Raw genomic sequence first — 20,512 nt, forward strand, 5'->3', positions numbered from 1 at the left:
ATTGCATCCTTATCGTCGCCACACTGGGACGCCAACCGATTTCTGACATGAGCGGCAATGTGCCCGGTCCCGATCCCTAGGTCGCCTCCACACTGTGTTGTATCGATGGTCGCGTGCGCGGCTTTGTGGGATTCTCGCCGGGCATTCGAATCACATTTGGCTGACCCGCACTGCAAGTTGAGAATTTGCCGATGGACATGAGCCTGAAGGACGTCCTGGAATCGATCCAAATGGCGGCGCGCTCGGTCGGCGCCGAGGTCGCCTCGCCCTGGTTCTATCTGCAGTTCGGCATCATCCTCGCCGCCGCGGGCCTCGCCTACGCCGCCGATACCGCCATACATGCGCGGGTCGACATGTCGTCGCTGGCGATGCGCTGGCCGCTGCCGCTCCGACACTTCGCCCGCGTGATGGTGAAGAGCGCCTCCACCGCGGTGTTCGCGGTCCTGATGATCATCTCGCGCATCGTGATGTGGCACGCGACCTGGCCGAGCCGCAGCTATCTGATCGCGGTCTCCGCCAAGCTGGCGCTGGCCTGGCTGGTGATCCGCCTCGTCACCTCGGTGATCGACAACGCCTTCATCGTCAAACTGGTCTCGATCGCGGCCTGGGTGGTCGCCGCCCTCAGCATCATCGGCCAGCTCGACTGGGCCGCCGAGACGCTGGATTCGTTCGCCGTCGTGGTGGGCGGTCTGCGGCTGACGCCGCTGCTGCTGATCAAGGCCGGCGCGCTGCTGATCGTGGCGCTGTGGCTGAGCAATATCGCCAGCAATTTCATCGACGGCCAGATCACCCGATCGACCGACCTGACCCCGTCGATCCAGGTGTTGTTGGTCAAGATCATTCGCATCGGCCTGATGGTGGTCGCGGTCGCCATTGCCTTGAGCGCGGTCGGGATCAATCTGTCGGCGCTGGCGGTGCTGTCCGGCGCCGTCGGCGTCGGCATCGGTTTCGGCCTGCAGAAGATCGTCGCCAACTTCATCTCGGGCATCATCCTGCTGGTCGACAAGTCGGTGAAGCCGGGCGACCTCGTCACCATCGGCGACAGCCAGGGCCGCATCAGCGCGATGAAAACCCGCTACATCTCCGTCGCCGCCGGCGACGGCCGCGAGTTCCTGATCCCGAACGAGGACCTGGTGACGCAGAAGGTCACCAACTGGACCTATACCGACAAGAATACGCTGGTGAAGATCGCTTTCGCCGTCAACTACGACGCCGATCCAAGGCTGGTCTGCAAGCTCGCGATCGATACCGCCGCGGCCCACGCCCGCGCGCTCAAGGGCAAGCCGCCGAACTGCATCCTCACCGAATTCGCCGAACTCGGCATGAAGTTCTCGCTGACCTTCTGGATCGCCGACCCCGACGGCATGGACAATGTGAAGAGCGACGTCATGCTGGCGCTGTGGGACGCCTTCAAGCAGCAGGGCATCCGGGTGCCCTACCCGGTGCGGGAACTCCGCATCCGCGGCGGCGCGCTGCCGGTCGAGAGCGTGGTCGAGGTCTCCAACTAGCGCTTGAGCGCGATCTTTTTGCAGGACCGGTGGCCGCTGTTCCGAATTGTGCCCGGAAATCAAGCCGTTTGGACATGTCCCCATGCTCAAGCTTGGCTTGCGCCGGGCGCGCCGATCATTAAATTAGGGCCTGAAATCAGCCCCTTGCCCGCAGAAACAGCCCGCCCATGAGCTATATCGACGCCACCGACACCTCCCTTCGCAAGACCGGCCAGATCAAGCTGCACGGACCGAGCGGCTTTGCCGGCATGCGCAAGGCGGGCGCGCTGGTGTCGAAATGCCTCGACGCGCTCACCGACATCGTCAAACCGGGCATCCCGACGTCAGTCATCGACGAGTTCGTCCGCAAGTTCGCCTTCGACCACGGCGCCTATCCGGCGACGCTGATGTATCGCGGCTATCGCTACTCGACCTGCACCTCGATCAATCACGTGGTCTGCCACGGCATGCCGGGCGACCGGCCGTTGAAGGAAGGCGACATCGTCAATGTCGACGTTACCTTCATCGTCGACGGTTGGTATGGCGACTCCAGCCGCATGTATGCGATCGGCGCCATCGCGCGGAAGGCCGAGCGGCTGATCGAGGTGACCTATGAGGCGATGATGCGCGGCATTGCCGCGGTGAAGCCCGGCGCCACCACCGGCGATATCGGCCACGCCATCCAGAGCTATGTCGAACCGCAGGGCATGAGCGTGGTGCGCGACTTCTGCGGCCACGGCCTCGGCCGCCTGTTCCACGACGAGCCGAACATCATCCACATCGGCCGCCCCGGCGAAGGCGCGCCGCTGAAGCCCGGCATGTTCTTCACCATCGAGCCGATGATCAATCTCGGCAAGCCGCATGTGAAGATCCTGTCCGACGGCTGGACCGCAGTGACCCGCGACCGCTCGCTGTCGGCGCAGTTCGAGCACTCGGTCGGCGTCACCGCCGACGGCGTCGAGATCTTCACGCTGTCCGAGCGCCATGGCGAGAAGCCGTGGGTTCAGGTGTAGTCCTTGTTACCTCTCCCGCAAGCGGGAGAAGGGAGCGCAGTCCCGACGCGGACGTTACACCAGCCAACCTCATCGAGCTTTGCCGCGATCAATAATCGCTCCGCGTGCGCTCGATGATCTCCTCGGGCGTATGGTTCTCTCCGATCGACATCGCGCAGATCCGCGACAGATGCAGATAGGACAGTCCGGTCTCCTCCGCCCAGGCGTTGAACTGCGCCTGCACCTTGGCGAGATCGCGCTTCGACTTGACCTCCTCGGCGATATCGAGGCCGGCATCGCGCAGGCAGGCGACGACGTCGCGCGAGGTGACGAAGCCGTCCCAACCGAGGAAGCGCAGCAGCATCTGCCCGGTGTTGCCGCCGAGCCGGCTGCCGCGCTTGGCCAACAGCTCCAGCAGTCCGACCTCATCCGATGACGGCCAGGCGCCAAGGAATTTGCCGAAGCTGCCATGCTCGCGCGCGATCTCCTGCACGAAGCGGCCGTTGTCGCGCACCGACATGATCTTGGCGCCGTTGCGCACGATCCTGGCGTCGCTGACGAGCTTCTCCCAGAATTCGTCGGGCTTGAAGGCGAGCTTGGCGGGCTGAAAGCCGAGAAACGCCTCCTCGAAGCCCGGCCATTTGGCGTCGATCACGCTCCAGGCAAACCCCGCGCAGAACACCCGCCTGGTCATCTCGGCCAGCACGCGGTCGTCACCGAGCTTTGCCAGCGCCTTGGCGCCCGCCGGTGGCCGCAGCAGCTTCTCCAGCGCCTTCGGCCCGCCCTTGCGCTTCTCGGCGCGCGAGCGGATCACCTTGAATGATGTCACGCCGCCCTCCCCCTCTTTGCTATCGAACCGTTGTCGCCGACGGTAATTCGCTGGTCGCGTCGTGGCAAACCGGAGCGGCATCGCCCCTTCAGCATCGCCCCTTGCAAAATGCGGCCGGCACGGCATGGTTGTGGGCGATGCCCGCCAAACCCGATACCAGCGACGACGAAGCCGGCGAGACGCCGCATTATCACGGCCATCGCGAACGGCTGCGCGAGCGCTTCTATGCGGCCGGGCCCGACGCGCTGACCGACTACGAGCTCTTGGAAATGGCGCTGTTCGCCGCCATCCCGCGCCGCGACACCAAGCCGTTGGCCAAGGCCCTGATCAAGAAGTTCGGCTCGTTCGCCGAGGTGGTGCACGCGCCGGTGGCGCGGCTGCGCGAGGTCGAGGGCGTCAAGGATGCCTCGATCAACCAGATCAAGCTGCTCGCCGCCGCCGCCGGCCGGATCGCCAAGGGCGAGATCAGGCGCAACATCGCGCTGTCGTCCTGGAACGACGTCATCGACTATTGCCGCACCGGCATGGCGTTCGCCGACAAGGAGCAGTTTCGCCTGCTGTTCCTCGACAAGCGCAACCGGCTGATCGCCGACGAGGTGCAGCAGACCGGCACCGTCGATCACACCCCGGTCTATCCGCGCGAGGTGATCAAGCGCGCGCTTGAATTGTCCGCCACCGCGCTGATCCTGGTGCACAACCACCCCACTACCCACCCTATGATCACGTTGGATCACGTTCAATACCGATGAATCATCAACGATATATCCGATTTTTTCTTCATTGCACACAGGGGGCGGCTATGGCAAATTGGGAGCGGTAAGAGGGGTTGAAAGCGGCTTTCCGATCCCAGCAAACGATCCCCGTTTCTCCTCGACCGATCCCAGTTGCGGCACAGGAGGAAACGCCATGCCAAGCCTGACCGACACCGCGATCCGACATGCGTTGAAGCGGGTGGAGCTAAGTCAGAAACAGGAAAATCTCGCCGACGGTGAAGGGCGCGGCACCGGCCGCCTCGTGCTTGTCCTCAAGCCCATGCCGAAGCGCGTCACCGCCGACTGGATGGCGCAGCAATGGCGCGATGGGAAGCGGACCAAGAAGAAGCTCGGGGCTTATCCCTCCATATCGCTCGCCCAGGCACGCGAAATATTCAAACGCGACTTCGCCGACGTCATCCAGAAGGGTCGCAGCATCAAGATCGCTACCGACACGCGCCCCGGCACCGTCGCTGATCTGTTCGAAGGCTATGTCGCCGCGCTCAAGGATGCGAGCAAGCCGTCCTGGAAGGAAACGGAAAAAGGCCTTAACAAGATCGCCGACACGCTCGGACGCAACCGCCTCGCTCGCGAGATCGAGGCCGAGGAAATCATCGAGCTGATCCGCCCGATCTACGAGCGCGGTGCCAAATCAATGGCCGACCATGTGCGCTCCTATCTCCATGCCGCCTTTAGCTGGGGCATGAAGTCTGACAACGACTATCGGCAGCAGTCTTCCAGACGCTTTCGACTCCCTTTCAATCCGGCAACCGGCATTCCTACCGAGCCTAAGATCCAGGGCACGCGCTGGCTTGACGAAGACGAGTTTGTGCAACTCTATCGCTGGCTGGAGAGCCCCGACACGCCGGTCCACCCCTCCTATCCCCGCGCGGTGCAACTCATCATGCTGACAGGGCAGCGCGTCGAGGAGATCGCGCGGTTTCATGTCAATCAATGGGACGCCAGTGAGCGAATCATCGACTGGTCGAAGACCAAGAACCTCCAGCCGCACGCTGTCCCAGTGCCATTGCTTGCCGCCGAGCTGATCGAAAAGATCAAGCCGAACGAGTATGGCTGGTTCTTCCCCTCCGCCAAGGACCCCTCGAAGCCTGTCAGCCACGGCACTCTTTATAGCTTTGTTTGGCGGCAGCGAGATCGCGGCGTGATTCCATATGCGACAAACCGCGATCTCCGGCGCACGTTCAAGACGCTCGCCGGCAAGGCAGGCGTGTCGAAGGAAATCCGCGATCGCCTCCAGAACCACGCGCTACAGGATGTCAGCTCCAAGCACTACGACCGCTGGCACTATATGATCGAGAAACGCGCTGGCATGGCGAAATGGGACAAATTCGTGCGCGCCATGCTGGCGAAGAAGCGACTGAAAGAGGCCGCATGAGCTCGCGGCCGCGAAAGCCCCCTCGCCGCAGCGATGCGCTCGGTTCCGCTGGCGAAGTGGACGCGCAAAGCTACACGGCGTTCGTCGGGGATCTGAAGCAGAAGATCGCGGCGGCACGCCACCGAGCCAGCTTGTCGATCAACCGCGAGCTAGTGACGCTCTACTGGACGATCGGGCGCGACATCCTGGAACGGCAGGAGCGCGAAGGTTGGGGTGCCCGGGTGGTCGACCGTCTGGCTGGCGATCTTCGCCTGGCTTTCCCGGAAATGACCGGTTTATCGCCCCGGAATCTGAAATACATGCGCTCGTTCGCCGAGGCCTGGCCCAACGGCGAATTTGTGCAACAGGTTGTTGCACTATTGCCATGGGGGCATAACGTCCGTTTGCTCGACGCCGTCAAAACGCAGGAAGAGCGCACCTGGTACGCGCGGCAGGCAATTGAACACGGCTGGAGTCGTAACGTTCTTGTCCATCAGATCGAAAGCAAGCTTTTTGCCCGGCAAGGAAGCGCCCTCACCAATTTCTCGCGAACCCTGCCCGCAGAGCAGTCCGAGCTTGCCCAACAAATCCTCAAAGACCCCTACACGTTCGACTTCCTCTCGCTTGGCCCAGACATGCTGGAGCGCGACCTCGAGCGTGGTTTGGTCGAGCATCTGCGTTCACTCATCCTCGAGCTCGGCAAGGGCTTCGCATTCGTCGGCAGCCAATATCACCTCGAAGTCGGCGGGCAGGATTACTACTTGGACCTTCTTTTCTATCATCTGCGTCTTCGCTGCTTCGTGGTGATCGAGCTGAAGATCGAAGACTTCAAACCCGAATTTGCGGGAAAGATGAACTTTTACCTCTCGGCCGTGGACGAGCAATTGCGCCATCCCGACGACAAACCGACCATCGGCATCATCTTGTGCAAAGGGCGCAACGAGGTGATCGTGGAATACGCGTTGCGAGACTCCAGCAAACCGATGGGGGTCGCCCAGTATCAGCTCTCGGCTGCGTTGCCGCCACAACTCGAGGATGCCCTCCCGACGGCCGCGGAGTTCGCGCGAGAATTTCCACTGATGTCCGTGGTCAAGCTACGCATCGAAATCGAGCGCGCGGTACGCGATCTCGCGGACAAGCGAGGCGTCGCTTTCGACCGGCCGACCGGCATCATGAAAATGCTCCGTGATCTGCATCGAAATGGATCGGTGCCAAGTAGCACAGAGCAGATGCTCGACGCCCTCCACACCATGAACGAAGCTACGCATGGCATGGATGTGGACCCGGAGACCGCTGAACGCGCCGTCGAAATCGGCACGATCTTCCTTGGGGAACTCCAGAAACTGAATACAGACGAGTAAGGTGCTTTTCGCGGCAAATCCGACACCGACAAAACCCCAGAAAGCACAGGACAATCTCGTGGAAGACAGCTGGCCGACGTGGCTCAAAATTATGGAGAACGGCGCCGTCGGAGAAGCGCGTACGCGTTCTTTTCTCATCGACCGGTTCTGGGTTCTCGAGCGGAGCGTAGATACCGACGGGGCCGATTTTCTCATACAGCGACGCACCACCACGCAGCGATTTACCGATAGAGTCCCGCCGCGCGTCGGAGTGATACAGGCAAAATATTTTCAGGATCGCCGCACAACGCACTACATTCCCAAAAGCTACGTGGTTGACGACAAAGGAATGCCGCTCGAAGGCTTCTTCGCGCTTCTTCACGTCGGCCGGGAGGACGACGGCGAGATGTACCTGCTGTCGGCCCGGCAAATCGTCAACACGCTATCCATCAGCAGCACCCATTCACCGGAAAGCTACGTCGTCGGCACGACTGCGCTCCAAGGCACTTTTAGATTTAATGCCCGTAAGCTCGCACTCGATCAGATCGAGCATAGCTTGAAGAGCCAGACCTACTACCAGTCGGCCGCCTTCCTGGACAAGCTCAACATTCCCTATCGGCGCTTCAGCGAAGACGACATCGACTTTCCTTGGACACTTCCGCTTCCGAACCCCGTCGGTGAAATCCCGAAGATGTTTGTTGAGCAAAAAGAGGAGCTCAGAAAGATCGTTTTCGACATGGAGGAGGTGTTGGGAGCCATCGACGCGGTCCTTACAGAAAAAGACCCGCGTCGAGCGCTCGAGCTGATGGACGCGCTGCGTTACCATGTCGATGGTTACGGCAAGATCACCTTCGGCGGCCGGGGAGACTTCAACTGGGGCGATTTTCCAGACGCCCTCGACACCCACGACCGCTGGCGCCAAGGCCTCCAGACAGACGGACTGCTAGAGCCTTACATCGCAATGGGCGATAAACTGCAAGTGGCTCTTGTATCCCATACAGCCGCTCATCCGCTAACCGATAAGGGCAGCTTCCTCCAGGCGATCATTGAATATGATCGGGATACGCTCAACGTCATTGAGCTGTCGGTCAAATCGGGCACGGCCGCCGAGAGGGAACCGGAAATCAAGACCCCCGGGCATGTCCGCATGGCAAGCTCGCTCGGCGAGTGGGTCCCACGCAAAATCAAACCGATGGACTACACGATCGAGAACGTCTGGTGGAATGTCATGCGCTACGTCATCGAAGAGCGCTATCCCGACCCACACTTCGACTAGCTTGCGGCAACTCCCTGCACGCGCAACGCCAGGGCCTTCGGCCCTGTTGTTGCTTGATCGCGAGATTGTCGCGTAGCCTCCGTGAGTCGCTTAACGGCGATCTAACCGGCGATAGTATCGCTTCTGTCCGTTACTCGGATCAACGTAGGTAAAGCAGTCCGCGAGACTATCAATGCTCTGCAACACCCCCAGCAAGGCGTAGGCGTTGAAAGGCGTCCCCGCGCCGGTCTCGTAGTGGCTGACGAAATTCCCAACGATCGATGGCACATGATGGTTTTGGAGATCGGCGATCTGCTGAGGCGTCAGCACACACCGATTGGCCGCATGATAAAGCTTCACGGCCTCGCCGATTGCGTCGATGTAGGTCGAAAGCGTCCGCTTGTCACCACGGGTGGCATAGTCCGGTGGAACAGGGATCTCCAACTTGGCGATAATCTGTCCCAGCTTGTATTCGAGATATTGCCGCAGGATCGGCGCACCAATATCGATCTGGCCAGCATTCAGGTGCTGCAACGCCTGCGCCTTGAGACGATCCGCCTCCTGGGCCGATACCATGAGCCGCCCCTTTGGAGGCATGCCTTGGAGCTTCTGGTGATGCCAATCCGCAGTGCCATTGAGCTTGTCGAAGTACTTCTCCAGGCTGGTGTCATGGCTCAGGAAAATGAACTGCAGCCCGTCCGGCACAGCGCCATAGCGTAGCAACGTCCGCACGGCGTCCATCAACGCGAACTGGTGACCAGCGTCAAAGCTCGATGTCACGTCGTCGAGCACCATGAAGCGCGGAACACCGCTGTGCTTGGTCGCGGCCGCGAAGAAAATCGCAGCCGCCACAGCGTTCCGATAGCTTTCCGAGAGTAGAGCCCGGGCACTGAGGTCCTGTAGGCCGAAGAAGTCCGCGAGCTTTAGATCAACGTTTTCGCTGTTCTGCGCGCGGCTCAGGGTCGGCTTCACATCGGGACCGCCTCGCACGAACCGGCCGAACAGATCCTGACAAGCGGTCTGAATCTCGCCAATCCGCTCGTTGGCCAGTTCGGCTTCGGCATCAGCAAAGCTTTGGCCGGCGCGCGTGATGAATGTCTTCCAGCGATTCAGAACCTTGAGCTTGTCCTGTTTCACCTTGAGCACCGGCTCGCCGCTCTCGTATTCCAGCACGGCATCGCGGAACTGCTTTGCGAAGCTGAGGATGCGGGTTACCTGCACCAATGAGGGAGGCAAGCGCGCCTGCAACGCGTCGGCCTCACCTCGCACCCGAGCAAGAGTTTCGCCACGCTGCGTTTCAAGAACCCCGAGGCGCGCCTTGATGATCTCCAGGTCGGAGGTCGCCAAATCCCCCTTCTTGGCGGCCAAATCGAACGCTACGTGCAAGCGATCACCCGTCGCGATCGCCATGGCCGGCGCCTCTTCAAGCTTGCGTAGCTTCGCGATCCCAGGCGCTGTGGCGACATCGTTGATGAGTTCGGCCCCGAGCTGAGCGGCTACATCGTATTTAGCGATCTTGCCTTCCAGCCGCGGCTTTAGAGCATCACTACCTTTCGCCTCGCAAACTGGGCATTGATTCGGGTCGTGCCAATCGGAGCCGGACACCACAGCCAGCGCATCGCGCAAAAGGGCGTGCAATGCTTCCGCGCCGACGCTGCGCACGGCCTCGTCTCTTCTTCCGGCCAACTCGAGCAGCCGATCAACGTCGGCCAATTCCTCTACCGTGACCTCAAGCCCCGCCAGCGACGTGGCGGAGGTCGTTAGCGTGTCCAGCGTCTTTCGCGCTTCGCCGCCTTCCTGTTTCTCGATCGCCAACTCTGCCGCTTCGAAATCGAGATCCATTACCGAGGCCTCGCCGATCAATGGCTTGAGCAAGGCGATGGCGGATAAGGCGGCGGTTACCGCCGCCTTCAGATCGGAGAGTTTATCGACGGCGGCGCTTCCCGCTCCGGCGACCTCGTCATGCGCCGCAATGACACGCCGCTCGATCGCACTCAACGCGCGCGCGCCTGTGGTCACCTCGGCATCAAGCGCGGAGAGGCCCAGATCACTGTTGACGTTCTGCGTTCGCTTGGCGCCGTCCAGAGCCTGACGTAGCCGGGAGTATCGGCTCAGTCCCACGAGCGATGCGAAAGAACGTCCCCGCTCCAAGGCGGAGATATCGATGAGCTTTGCGAACCGATTATAGTCGACGAGGACGAAATCCTCCTGCAGGCTCGCGAGGAACTGCTGCGGGTCGGCATGACCGCTCGGCGAAGTCACTAGGCGCGCACCGTTGGCAGCCCGCACCACCTTGATCGCCACATCTGGCGAGGCGTCATCGCTGGCGAATATCAGATCAACCGTCGCTTGCTGCCCGGGATGGAAGCGATTCACGATATAGCTGTCGCCCTGCTCGGCTTCCTGGAGCGCCTTCAGGCGCGGGACAATGCCGTGGATCGCGAAGCAAACGGCTTCGAATATGGAGCTTTTACCGACGCCGTTCGGCGCATGCACCGAGTTGACGGCGTCAGATTTGAACTTGAGGACGAGCGGGTCACCGTCATTATTGATCCCACGAAAACCCTCGATGGACAGGCTGCCCAGGAAATACCGCGTCATGCCTTGTCCTCGCCCAGAGGGATGGACATGCCATCAAGCGCATCCAGTACCGCCTTATGAAACTCGCCGATTGTTGCCCGGCTTGGCGCGGTGTCACCTCCCGAATCCAGCAGATGCAAATTGTCGAAGAGGATCTTCGCGCATTCGGGATCGATCTGTACAGCCTCGGCCCTAAACAAAGCGAGATTGTCCTCGAAAGTATTTTCCAGCTTAAACTTCATACGCTCCCCCGACTTCCGCCCAATGCACTTCTATTTGATTTCAGTGCGCGCGTGCAATTCTGCGACGATCAAGCGATTGCGTCTCATCATCAGGCTGTCTCTGTTTCGTTGTCGCTCTTGCGAAGCTTCCGCCATGCCGGAAGGATGAACGGCTGCCCATGATCGATCGGCACGCGCATGGTGGTCTCGCCATATTCACCCGGCGGCCCTAGTGCTACGACCTGACGGCTTTGATAGGAGAACGGCTCGTCCGGCGGTGCGACCGTGTAGCGCTCCGGCAATCGCCTCAGAACCGAGGTTCGATAAATCCAGATGTCGTTGCCCTTGAGAAGGACGATGAGCTGTCGCAGGCGCCGGCGAACCGCGATCTCCGTCGCGGGGGGAATGTCGACGAGAATATCTCGCTGCGACCAGGACAAGCCAACGAGGATATCGAAAAGCTCCTGCGCATAGGCTCCAGTTTCCTCATCGAGCGTTGTCTCGATAATGCAGGCCACGTCGTGCGAGCGGGCCGCCTCCGTATAGAGCGCGCCCTCGTCCGCTGTCGCACTGGCGATGTCATAGTCGTTGCGGGGGATGAGCCGGTCCTCATCTTCCATCAGCGCGGAAAGGACTTCCGGCGCACTTACGGTCGGCGTCATTTCCGAAAGCTCGGAGCCAAGGATAATGCGTTCACGATGAACTTGCAGCGCTTTTGCCAACCGTTCAGCCGTTGTCACTGCAATTGGCGCATTCTCATTCTCGATCATACGAAGCATGCGAATGCTGACACCGATTTCACTCGCCATTTCCTTTTGGGTCGACAGCCTTTCAAGCTGCTCCCTCAGGGCTTTCACCGCCTTCCCGTTCGGCACGACCTTCCTCATCTCAACCTCATCCCGTGTATTCGATGACTCAAAATTTACATGAGGGAGCCTGGCAGCGTGAGGCAGCCGACCGGAATCGGAGCGGCACACTGGCGGCAAACCAGCAAACTGGGCAATTCAACGTGCAGTACCCTTGACTAGGCATTTATGACCGGCCATTTATGACCGGTCAAGGAGACCTTTATCATGCTTCGTTACAATCCGGAGAAATTCGCCTCGCTCTCGGAGTCCGACATCGGTCAGCGGATTTGGTCGTTTCTTACGAAGCCCGCCACTATCGCTCGCTTGGAGACGGCCTCGGAGCTCGGAAAGCCTGCCGTCGAGGGCATCGAGGAGCAGCTTCTGGAGGAGTTTCGCGAAGATGTTCTGGTTGACCGCGTCAAGCAGATGGTCGGCCACATGGTCAGGCAGATATTGGAACAGCGCGATTGGGTTCTCGACCAAAGCGACGTGAAGGTTCAGTCGGTGCCCTTCAGCAAGGCGGCACGTTACAGGCGGCCCGATTGGATCACCTTCCATGCCTTCCGCAATACCAAAGACCCGCGCGACGTCGTCATCACCGACCGTCGGCAGAACGCGCCTCTGCCGAAAGACGCTCGCTGGACCTTCTACGCAACCTTTGCCAGCCCCTTGAAGGCGGCGGTTGCGTTCGGCGTCAATGACACCCCCAAACTTCGCCGACAAGTGCAGACCCACGGTTTTCACCGTGTCCACATCCCGCGAATGCTGCGACGCGCCTAATCCAGGAGAAATTGAAGGCATGATGCAGTTCAACGACAGGTGCGACAGAGCGGATACCCATCGCCGAACGCGAGCGGCCATCGCACGCTTTTATTGAGCCATAACGAGACCGCCAGATATGGAAACGTTCAACCTTGATCCCCGTCAACTTGCCCGGATCGAAGCCGTTCATCGCGGGTTCCTCTATCAGCACCTCTATGCCGCCGCGTGTCTGTTTGATGCTGCCCGGGCCGGTGTGACCCATGTCATCGTCGAGAATGATGAAGACGTCGAACTCGTCCAGCCTGACAGACGAATCTACCTACAAGTCAAAACTCGGGCATCTAACCTTATTCTAAGCGACATTGATGGCGCACTCTCAAGGTTCGCGGCTATTAGACAGGAGCACGAGGAAGGTCGACGGAGCGGTTCATGCCAGTTCGTCATAGTATCGAATAGTGCGCCTGGGCCGGAATTTGCCAAGCTTATCACAGGTAAAGAATGGCCGTCCGACACCAGGCTCCATTGGCCGCAATCACCGGCGGTAGACGAAGCCCTTCCCTTGCCGTGGAGGACCATCGCGGATGGTTTCGAGGCGTGCCGAGCGGCTGCCGAAACGCTTCCTTTTTCCGTATTGGCTCCAGAAACCCTCGTCTGGAAAATCGCTGGCCGGATGATGGCAGCAGCGGGTGGGATTGAGCCAAGCTCCAATCACACGTTCACGGTTGAGGAATTACCGGCACTCTTCGAGCAGCTTGTTGTCCAACTCCAAGATTTTCCTGCTCCGCCGCTTCGATATCGTCCGCAGGAACATGAACCAAATCTGGCAAATGGCCAACGCGTGCGGCTCGTCGTCGGCCTCTCCGGTGCAGGAAAGACGTCCTGGGTTTCTCAGACAGCTCTGCATACTTCTGACCGTCTGGCATATTACGATATTGCCGAGATATCCGGCCCTGCGCTGGCCAATGCCGTCGCACGCGAACTTGCAGCTCGCATCTTCGGATCGCGTGGCGGCAAGCTAGGCGAGATCTTGTTACCGGGCGCAAGCGGCACCGAAATCCTGTTTGCGATCGGTCGCCACCTAGCCGAGGACAAACTCACCGCGACTGTGGTGTTGGATAACGCGCATCGCATTGCAGCCGCGGATTTGGTTTCGCTGGTCGGGGCCTCCGATCAGCTGCAGTTTGTGCTTCTCGCCCAGCCCAGCGCAACGATCGCCCGAATCGAGGCAACGCTTGGCGTGAAGGCGGAGTTGCTTCTCGGCTGGTCCAATGAGACGGCCGCGGCCGAGGGAGCGTCGCTCGGATGCCGTGGGGATTTCTCAGACTATGAGCGCTTGTTGAAAATCACTGGTGGGCTGCCGCTCTACGTCCAGAATGCGCTGAAAATTGCGGCTGAAAGCTACGAGGGGGTGGTCACCCGAGTCTGCGCGGCGCTTGAGGACCGCACCCATATTGTCGAGACTGCGCAAGAACTTATTCTGTCAGATGTCTTCGACAGATTTAACGACCCTGAGCGCCGCGCTGTCGCGGCGCTCAGTCTCAGCGACGTCCCACTGACTCAATCCGAAGCCAGTGTCGTATTGAAGCGCGCCTTCGACCTCGAGCCGGAGATCGCGGCCACGGCATTCAGGCGATTGCGAACAAGCGGTACAATCCAGATTTTCGGTGTCGATCGTTTCAAGATTCACGATGCGATGAGACCGCTCGGCCGCACCTACCTGAGTGACGCCGGGGGTGAGCATCTGCAAAATGCACGCGAGGCCATTCGCGACCTCCTTATAAAGGCACTACCCAACGATCACGACCGTCAAAGAGTTTTTCTTCTCCTGAGGATGTTTGTCGCTCTTGGGAACGTGAAGCCTCTCGTTGAGATGGCCACCGACGAGATATTTCACGAACTAGTCATCTGGAACGGAAGTTCGTGACATTAGTTGATCGCTCGGATCTCTAGAGAGGAGAGCGCTCGTGGCGAATGCAGGTGTGAAAGGCCGGCCGATCGCGCCGTTGGTGCTGAGTTCGCAGGAGCGGGCGTACTTGGAGAGGCAAGTTCGTCGTCATCGTGTAGCCCGATCGCTATCTGAGCGATGCCGCGCGATCCTGCGGTGTGCAGATGGTCTGCCAAGCAAGTCTGTGGCTGCCGAACTTGGCATCCATGAACACACCGTCGGCAAGTGGCGCCGCCGATTCTTGAAGGATCGTTGTGATGGCCTGCTTGACGAAGCCCGCCCGGGCCGCCCTCGAACCATCGACGATGATCAGGTTGCCGAGGTAATCGAGCGGACATTGCGTACGACGCCGCCCGACGCAACGCACTGGTCGATCCGCTCGATGGCTGCGGATACTGGCTTTTCTCACACCACGATCCGCCGAATGTGGACGGCGTTCGGCTTGCAGCCGCACCGCAGCCAGACATTTAAACTATCGAGCGATCCGCTATTCGTCGATAAGGTGCGCGATATTGTCGGGCTTTATCTGTCGCCGCCTAACCGAGCCGTTGTCCTCAGTGTCGATGAGAAAAGCCAGATCCAGGCACTCGATCGCGAGCAGCCGGTCTTGCCGATGATGCCTGGGGTGCCGGAACGTCGCACGCATAGCTATGTGCGGCATGGTACGACCACGCTGTTTGCCGCGCTCGATGTCGCTTCCGGCTTCGTCATTGGCAAATGCTACAAGCGCCATCGGGCGCTCGAGTTCTTGAAGTTTCTCAAAGAGATCGACGCTCAAATCCCTGAGGGGCTCGCTGTCCATATCGTCATGGACAACTACGCTACCCACAAGACCCCCAAGATTAAAGCGTGGCTCGCTCGCCGGCCGCACTATCATGTCCACTTCACGCCGACTTCCGCGTCGTGGATCAATCAGATCGAGCGCTGGTTCGCTGAACTCACCAGAAAGCAGATCCGGCGAGGTGTTCACACCTCCGTCAGGCAGCTCGAAGCCGACATCCGTACCTTCATCGAATTGCACAACAACAACCCGAAGCCCTTCAAATGGACCAAGTCCGCAGACCAGATCTTGGCTTCCGTCAAACGCTTTTGCCACAAAGCCCAGCAGACTTTATGTGGCGAACTTTAGATTCATGTGACTAGGGCGCGGACTCATAACGAGCGGCGAGCCATAGCCGGATAGATGCAAGTTGGATGAAGGCAAGGTAGTTTCCAGCAAGCCTGTCGTAGCGCGTCGCCACCCGACGGCATTGTTTGATCCTGTTGAAGAACCGCTCGACGCGGTTGCGGGCGCGGTAGAGATACGGGCTGAAGCAGATCGGATCGGTCCGATTGCTTTTCGGCGGGATATTGGCCCATGCGCCCTTTTTCATGGCAAGCTCCCTGATCCAGTCAGCGTCGTAGCCGCGGTCGGCGAGCAGCATTGATCCGGATCTCAAACGAGAGAGCAGTTTACCGGCAAGTCGAACGTCGTGCACCTCGCCAGGACTCAACGCAAGTTGTACCGGTAGACCATTGCTGTCGACCACCGCGTGGATTTTGCTCGTCAGACCGCCGCGTGACCTTCCCATCGATTGACGCCAGTTTCTTGTGATGCAGGCCCCATGTTGATGTACGCGAACAATGGAAGTGTCGATCATCTGCACGGCAGCATCATGGGCGCCGGCCAGTGCGCTCATGAGCTTGGCCCACACGCCGGCCCGTCGCCAGCGAACGAATCGATTGTAGCAAGTGGTGTACGGACCGAAGTTTTCTGGCAGGTCGCGCCATGGCGCTCCGGATCGCAAGACCCAGAAGATGCCGTTGAGGACACGACGGTCATTCACCCGCGGCACGCCGCGCGACTTATTCGGCAACATCGGCTTAATGACGGACCACTCATAGTCCGTGAGTTCGTAGCGCATGATTCGGCCCCTTCCGTTGTGTGGCTTGAATCATGGCTCGGCTGTCGGGCTCAACTGGTCGCTATGCACTCGAAAGCCGACCGATTATGCTCACCTTGAGTTTTGTCGTTCCTGACCCAATGTATGGTCCGGCCGTGCGTAGCAAGAGGTTCGTCGATCAGGTGGTGAGTGGTCTTGCATCAATGTATCCGGCCTTTGATTGGAGCATTCTCTCCGGGCCATCATGGATATCAGCGCGCGTGCGTTCTCATTAGCGGACAGGCCTCGATTGGGCCATTTGGGTCACCAGTGTTCGCATGCGCCGGGAAGACCGAACCTCCATCTCGTCTCATCCTCTCGCAGACCTTGGCTGGAACCTGTTGATGGGGTTACGTCATCGCTTGCTCCTCCTACCTCGCAGTTCCTGTGTTCGAGCCGGGGGCCGTTCCTTCGTCCCGGCCCGCAGGACGTGCGTCGCGTCGCGCGCACGGGCGGTCAAGGCCGGCCGTTGCGCTTTGCTTGCGGCTGGCTCCGGCGTTGCCAGGCCGCGCCTTGACCGCCCCGAGCACGGCGCGACGATCAAGCGGATTGGACGTCTGCATCGTTGGTCCTTGTCAGCTCGAAGGCGCGTCCTTTAGCCAGCACCGCCCAGGCGATGCGGGCAAGCTTGTTGGCGAGTGCGATCGCTAGCACGTTGTGGTGCAATCGCTTCTTGGCGGCTTCGATCCAGGATCTGAGTCCGTAACGTTCCCAGTTCTTGATCCTGACCAGCACCACCCATGCCGCCTGCACGAACAGAACGCGCAGGTAGCGATTGCCGCGCCTTGAGATTTTGCCGAGGATCGTGCGGTCTCCCGTCGAGATCTGCTTGGGCACCAGTCCGAGCCAGGCGCCGAAGTCACGGCCTTTGGAGAAGACGTCTCCAGTGCCGATCGCGGCTACCATGGCGCTCGAAATGATCGGCCCGATGCCAGGCACCGTCATCAGGCGCGAACATGCCTGATCTTGACGGGCCAGTGCTTCGATCTCGCCGGAGAGGCTATCGATGCGCTGATCCAGCCGGCGCCAGTCGCCTGCCAACTCCTCGATGACACGCAACATGCGTGGCGACAGGGCATCGGTGCGCGTGGCAAGGATGGTGGGCAGTTCTGTGCGCAGGAAGCCGATACCCTGGCGCACCGCGATCCCGCGTTCCAGCATGAAGGCGCGAATCTGGTTGATGATGCCGGTGCGTTGCGACACCAGCCGCTCGCGCACCCGATGCAGCGCCTGCAGATCCAGTTGCTCCGCGGTCTTGGTCGCCACGAACTTCATCGTCGGGCGTTGCACGGCTTCGGCAATCGCTTCGGCATCATTGAAGTCGTTCTTCGGTCCTTTGCTATAAGGGCGGACATATTTGGCCGGCATCAACCTGGCATCGTGACCTAGCGATGCGAGTTTGCGGCTCAAATGATGTGCGCCGACGCAGGCTTCCATGCCGATCAGGCAAGGCTGCATATTGGCGAGCCGCGCCTCCACCTGGCCACGCGACCACTTTTGCCGCAGCACGATGGCGCCGCGCGTATCGTGGCCCACGACGTGGAACGAGTTTTTGCCGATATCGATGCCGATCACGGCGATCGCAGTACTGGGTGTCTGGGACATGGCGTGCTCCTTGTCTTGGCGCCCCTGGCCAGCTTATCGCTGGCGGGGCAGGAGCACGGCCGGACCATCCCATTAGCAGATCTGAGGCGTTGCGCCGAGCCCCGCGAAGTAGCCAACGTGGTGATCTTTCTCGATAGGACGGCGCCAGCGCGATGGCTGGGCCGTCCTGACGGCTGATGCGGGGACCATCAATCGGCTAACCGGCGGTATCGAAGACAGCTGCCGGTCCTTCATGATGAAGGTCCGTCAAACGTGTGCTACGCAGTGGTTTGCACAGAAGAGCGACGCAAGCCGGTGCTCCATAGCCAAACGGCCGAAACCATAAAGTAGAAGGCACCGAACGCGGCGTAGCCGGCAACGTCACTAATCCCGACATTGGTAACAACCCCCGCCCGGTAGACGAAGAAGCACCCCGCCAGCGCCGACTGTGCGCCGCTGAGGATCATCGCCCATTGTGCGCCGGCCGATCCCCAGCGGCCCACGCCGGTCGCAAGCTGAAGAAGCCCCGCGACGACCGCCCATGCCCCGAAGATCAAAAGCACGGCATTCATGCTCCGCGTCAGCGCGATGGTGACCGCTATTGCAGTAATAATGCTAATGATGACATTGACCATCTGGCTCTTGCTCGAAGCAAGCCCACTGCTGCGTTGCGCGTCGAGATAGTTGGCGAGGGCATCCCACAAGGGATAGGCAACCAGCAGGATGGCCGCGAGATGGGAACGGTCTCTGGCGATCGTCAAGGCCGCAACCGCCCATAGAGCCGCGACGGCAGAGCGAATGAAATAGTAGCGCTTGAGCCAGGCATTGGCTTTCGGAGAAGGACGTGTAGTGCTGAGCGTCATGTGGTCTCTTCCTGGATGGCAGTTACCCGTCCGCCTGGTCATTATGTTTTCACGCCACGGCGTAGCAGAGGGGAAGCATCATGATTGTCGTTTCGCCTCCTTTGCGAGGCGGCGTCGGACAGGATGTAACCAACTACGAGGCGATGCCGGGAGCCGTTACTGAGGCCGAACGAAAATTTTGGACGGTCCTCACAGCCTGAGCAACGCAGGCCTGCATATAAATCGACTATTGCAATTAGGAACCGTTTGGTTTATATTGCCCGTATGATGACCATCAATACCAAACTTCCTGTGGGACGCCCCCGTGAATTCGATCTCGACGAGGCGGTGAGGCGAGCGATGCAAATCTTTTGGGATCGTGGGTTTCACGACGCATCGTTGCCTGATCTGCTTGCCGGAATGCAGCTTTCGAAGGGCAGCTTCTACAAGGCTTTCGGTGACAAGAAATCTGTCTTCCTGCGCGCCCTCGAGTTCTACACCGACGATGGCGTACGAAACGTCCAGGAGGTTCTGCGATCAGCCCCCTCGCCGAAGGCGGCAATCCGCAACGCGTTGGTGCGGTATGCGGATTTGTCGTCTGGGAAAAAAGGGGTGCGCGGTTGTTTCGGTGTGTTGACGGCTGCCGAGATGTTGCCGGGAGATCCCGACATCGCAGAGGTGATCAAGCGTCTTTTCTCCAGGCTTCAAGCCCTGTTCGCTGCAACGATCGCGAAAGGACAGGCCGCCGGCGAAATCGCCAATAGGTCCGATCCTGAAGTCATCGCGCACTTTATCGTCTCACATGCACAAGGCATGCGGGTGCTTGGTAAAGTTGGATCACGCCGCGACGAGATGCTGAAAGATGCCGATCTCCTGATGGAGATGCTTTTTTAAAAGCAAAATTAGGAACCAATTGGTTCCTATTGCAGTTGTGCCGATGGCACGCTTGGCTTTCCTGGGAGCTTCAATGTTCGGATATCAGCAACAGAGTCACCGATTGGACTGCGGCGAAGGTTACGGTTCGATATGAGGAACTCAGATGCCAGGCGCTCTATGCGGTTCTCGGTATTCGGTGCAATGGCGATCGTTCTCTCGGGTTGTGCCAGTCGCAGCGGCCTCGTCGAGGCCGATATCATCAGCACGCCGAGTGAGTACGCGCAACTCGTCGACGGAGTTTACACCTTACCAGCCGTCGACATATCCGGCGTCGATCCGGCGATGTTGCGCCAGCGCGTGGACTATACGACGAATGAGCCTGTCGGGACGATTGTCATCGATACGGCTGCTCATCAGCTCTATCTTGTCGAGGGCGACGGAAAGGCCATGCGCTACGGCATTGGCGTTGGCAAGGATGGTCTCGCTTTCGCAGGCACCGCGACCATTAGGCGAAAGGCGGAATGGCCGCATTGGACTCCGACCAAGAACATGATGAATCGGGAGCCTGCGCGCTATGGCCATCTCGCCAGCGGAATGGCCGGCGGGCTTGGCAATCCCCTTGGACCACGCGCGCTGTACCTCTTTCAGGGCGAACGGGACACGATGTTCCGCATTCATGGGACGACCGAGCCGGAGACGATCGGTCGCGCCGTTTCGAGCGGATGCATTCGACTCATCAACCAAGACATCATCGATCTCTATAGCCGGGTCAAGATCGGCAGCCGCGTCGTCGTCATCCAGGGCGGCCGAGCGGTGAGTTCTTGAGCATGGCCTCTGATCGCAGAGAGTCGGTCGGCCTTGGCCGATATCACGGGTCGCAATAGCGGCGAACGATTTGCATC

The 20,512-nt window shown here is 59.9% G+C and carries 18 protein-coding genes; 11 read left to right on the forward strand and 7 right to left on the reverse strand.

What is annotated here, in order from left to right; genetic code table 11:
- Positions 1 to 191 precede the first annotated feature (191 nt).
- Together JEY66_RS39750 and map are read left to right on the forward strand one after the other, a co-directional pair.
- Positions 192 to 1,508 (forward strand): mechanosensitive ion channel family protein, encoded by a 1,317-nt coding sequence (locus tag JEY66_RS39750; RefSeq protein ID WP_016844428.1) that lies wholly within the window; start codon positions 192 to 194, stop codon positions 1,506 to 1,508.
- Between the two features lie 167 nt (positions 1,509 to 1,675).
- Positions 1,676 to 2,500, forward strand: coding sequence for a type I methionyl aminopeptidase (gene map / locus JEY66_RS39755; protein ID WP_016844429.1), 825 nt, complete (start codon positions 1,676 to 1,678; stop codon positions 2,498 to 2,500).
- Positions 2,501 to 2,588: 88 nt separating this feature from the next.
- Here the strand turns inward: map and JEY66_RS39760 are convergent, their stop codons facing one another.
- Positions 2,589 to 3,308: a DNA-3-methyladenine glycosylase I gene (locus tag JEY66_RS39760; protein ID WP_018269541.1), complete on the reverse strand. Its 720-nt coding sequence runs from the start codon at positions 3,306 to 3,308 to the stop codon at positions 2,589 to 2,591.
- Positions 3,309 to 3,445: 137 nt separating this feature from the next.
- On the opposite strand from JEY66_RS39760, the gene JEY66_RS39765 reads away from it, so the two are divergent.
- From JEY66_RS39765 to JEY66_RS39780, 4 genes are all read left to right on the forward strand, one after another.
- Positions 3,446 to 4,057 (forward strand): JAB domain-containing protein, encoded by a 612-nt coding sequence (locus tag JEY66_RS39765; protein ID WP_026192143.1) that lies wholly within the window; start codon positions 3,446 to 3,448, stop codon positions 4,055 to 4,057.
- A gap of 157 nt (positions 4,058 to 4,214) precedes the next feature.
- On the forward strand, positions 4,215 to 5,456 hold the full coding sequence (locus JEY66_RS39770) for a tyrosine-type recombinase/integrase (protein WP_011090895.1): 1,242 nt from the start codon (positions 4,215 to 4,217) through the stop codon (positions 5,454 to 5,456).
- Positions 5,453 to 6,796: a PDDEXK nuclease domain-containing protein gene (locus tag JEY66_RS39775; RefSeq protein WP_014498593.1), complete on the forward strand. Its 1,344-nt coding sequence runs from the start codon at positions 5,453 to 5,455 to the stop codon at positions 6,794 to 6,796. Before JEY66_RS39770 ends, JEY66_RS39775 begins: the two co-directional genes overlap by 4 nt.
- A gap of 58 nt (positions 6,797 to 6,854) precedes the next feature.
- The gene (locus JEY66_RS39780) at positions 6,855 to 8,051 is read left to right on the forward strand and encodes a hypothetical protein (protein ID WP_244620932.1); all 1,197 of its coding nucleotides are present in this window, start codon (positions 6,855 to 6,857) and stop codon (positions 8,049 to 8,051) included.
- 90 nt (positions 8,052 to 8,141) lie between these two features.
- Here JEY66_RS39780 and JEY66_RS39785 read toward each other — a convergent pair whose 3' ends face one another.
- From JEY66_RS39785 to JEY66_RS39795, 3 genes are all read right to left on the reverse strand, one after another.
- Positions 8,142 to 10,631, reverse strand: coding sequence for an AAA family ATPase (locus JEY66_RS39785; RefSeq protein WP_011090898.1), 2,490 nt, complete (start codon positions 10,629 to 10,631; stop codon positions 8,142 to 8,144).
- Positions 10,628 to 10,852, reverse strand: a complete 225-nt coding sequence (locus JEY66_RS39790) for a hypothetical protein (protein ID WP_014498594.1) — start codon at positions 10,850 to 10,852, stop codon at positions 10,628 to 10,630. The genes JEY66_RS39785 and JEY66_RS39790 overlap by 4 nt, the downstream gene beginning before the upstream one ends.
- An 89-nt stretch (positions 10,853 to 10,941) precedes the next feature.
- The gene (locus JEY66_RS39795) at positions 10,942 to 11,718 is read right to left on the reverse strand and encodes a helix-turn-helix domain-containing protein (RefSeq protein WP_014498595.1); all 777 of its coding nucleotides are present in this window, start codon (positions 11,716 to 11,718) and stop codon (positions 10,942 to 10,944) included.
- 186 nt (positions 11,719 to 11,904) lie between these two features.
- On the opposite strand from JEY66_RS39795, the gene JEY66_RS39800 reads away from it, so the two are divergent.
- The 3 genes from JEY66_RS39800 (at position 11,905) to JEY66_RS39810 (ending at position 15,515) form a co-directional block, all read left to right on the forward strand.
- Complete coding sequence (locus JEY66_RS39800) at positions 11,905 to 12,459, forward strand: hypothetical protein (RefSeq protein ID WP_014498596.1); 555 nt, start codon at positions 11,905 to 11,907, stop codon at positions 12,457 to 12,459.
- A gap of 118 nt (positions 12,460 to 12,577) precedes the next feature.
- Positions 12,578 to 14,365 carry an ATP-binding protein gene (locus JEY66_RS39805; protein ID WP_014498597.1) on the forward strand — a complete coding sequence of 596 codons (1,788 nt, stop codon included), beginning with the start codon at positions 12,578 to 12,580 and terminating at the stop codon, positions 14,363 to 14,365.
- 40 nt (positions 14,366 to 14,405) lie between these two features.
- A complete protein-coding gene (locus JEY66_RS39810) occupies positions 14,406 to 15,515 on the forward strand; it encodes an IS630-like element ISBj5 family transposase (RefSeq protein WP_011085265.1) in 1,110 nt (369 codons plus the stop codon).
- 10 nt (positions 15,516 to 15,525) lie between these two features.
- Here the strand turns inward: JEY66_RS39810 and JEY66_RS39815 are convergent, their stop codons facing one another.
- From JEY66_RS39815 to JEY66_RS39825, 3 genes are all read right to left on the reverse strand, one after another.
- Positions 15,526 to 16,290, reverse strand: coding sequence for an IS5 family transposase (locus tag JEY66_RS39815; protein WP_011090902.1), 765 nt, complete (start codon positions 16,288 to 16,290; stop codon positions 15,526 to 15,528).
- 558 nt (positions 16,291 to 16,848) lie between these two features.
- Positions 16,849 to 17,913, reverse strand: coding sequence for an IS110 family RNA-guided transposase (locus tag JEY66_RS39820; RefSeq protein WP_011088795.1), 1,065 nt, complete (start codon positions 17,911 to 17,913; stop codon positions 16,849 to 16,851).
- A gap of 257 nt (positions 17,914 to 18,170) precedes the next feature.
- Entirely contained in the window at positions 18,171 to 18,755 is a 585-nt protein-coding gene (locus JEY66_RS39825; protein WP_009734588.1) for a DUF308 domain-containing protein, read from the reverse strand.
- A gap of 267 nt (positions 18,756 to 19,022) precedes the next feature.
- On the opposite strand from JEY66_RS39825, the gene JEY66_RS39830 reads away from it, so the two are divergent.
- Together JEY66_RS39830 and JEY66_RS39835 are read left to right on the forward strand one after the other, a co-directional pair.
- Positions 19,023 to 19,628, forward strand: a complete 606-nt coding sequence (locus tag JEY66_RS39830; protein ID WP_244423860.1) for a TetR/AcrR family transcriptional regulator — start codon at positions 19,023 to 19,025, stop codon at positions 19,626 to 19,628.
- Between the two features lie 159 nt (positions 19,629 to 19,787).
- The gene (locus JEY66_RS39835; protein WP_014498601.1) at positions 19,788 to 20,435 is read left to right on the forward strand and encodes a L,D-transpeptidase; all 648 of its coding nucleotides are present in this window, start codon (positions 19,788 to 19,790) and stop codon (positions 20,433 to 20,435) included.
- The last annotated feature ends 77 nt before the right edge of the window (positions 20,436 to 20,512 follow it).

It is taken from the genome of Bradyrhizobium elkanii USDA 76 (assembly GCF_023278185.1).
GTDB lineage: Bacteria > Pseudomonadota > Alphaproteobacteria > Rhizobiales > Xanthobacteraceae > Bradyrhizobium > Bradyrhizobium elkanii.

Excerpts from the sequence above, each read along its gene's own strand:
- JEY66_RS39820 (WP_011088795.1), bottom strand. The coding sequence starts at position 17,913 with ATGTCCCAGACACCCAGTACTGCGATCGCCGTGATCGGCATCGATATC.
- JEY66_RS39815 (WP_011090902.1), bottom strand. The coding sequence starts at position 16,290 with ATGCGCTACGAACTCACGGACTATGAGTGGTCCGTCATTAAGCCGATG.
- JEY66_RS39790 (WP_014498594.1), bottom strand. The coding sequence starts at position 10,852 with ATGAAGTTTAAGCTGGAAAATACTTTCGAGGACAATCTCGCTTTGTTT.
- JEY66_RS39825 (WP_009734588.1), bottom strand. The coding sequence starts at position 18,755 with ATGACGCTCAGCACTACACGTCCTTCTCCGAAAGCCAATGCCTGGCTC.
- JEY66_RS39830 (WP_244423860.1), top strand. The coding sequence starts at position 19,023 with ATGACCATCAATACCAAACTTCCTGTGGGACGCCCCCGTGAATTCGAT.
- JEY66_RS39770 (WP_011090895.1), top strand. The coding sequence starts at position 4,215 with ATGCCAAGCCTGACCGACACCGCGATCCGACATGCGTTGAAGCGGGTG.
- map (WP_016844429.1), top strand. The coding sequence starts at position 1,676 with ATGAGCTATATCGACGCCACCGACACCTCCCTTCGCAAGACCGGCCAG.
- JEY66_RS39785 (WP_011090898.1), bottom strand. The coding sequence starts at position 10,631 with ATGACGCGGTATTTCCTGGGCAGCCTGTCCATCGAGGGTTTTCGTGGG.
- JEY66_RS39795 (WP_014498595.1), bottom strand. The coding sequence starts at position 11,718 with ATGAGGAAGGTCGTGCCGAACGGGAAGGCGGTGAAAGCCCTGAGGGAG.
- JEY66_RS39800 (WP_014498596.1), top strand. The coding sequence starts at position 11,905 with ATGCTTCGTTACAATCCGGAGAAATTCGCCTCGCTCTCGGAGTCCGAC.
- JEY66_RS39805 (WP_014498597.1), top strand. The coding sequence starts at position 12,578 with ATGGAAACGTTCAACCTTGATCCCCGTCAACTTGCCCGGATCGAAGCC.
- JEY66_RS39835 (WP_014498601.1), top strand. The coding sequence starts at position 19,788 with ATGCGGTTCTCGGTATTCGGTGCAATGGCGATCGTTCTCTCGGGTTGT.
- JEY66_RS39765 (WP_026192143.1), top strand. The coding sequence starts at position 3,446 with ATGCCCGCCAAACCCGATACCAGCGACGACGAAGCCGGCGAGACGCCG.
- JEY66_RS39750 (WP_016844428.1), top strand. The coding sequence starts at position 192 with ATGGACATGAGCCTGAAGGACGTCCTGGAATCGATCCAAATGGCGGCG.
- JEY66_RS39775 (WP_014498593.1), top strand. The coding sequence starts at position 5,453 with ATGAGCTCGCGGCCGCGAAAGCCCCCTCGCCGCAGCGATGCGCTCGGT.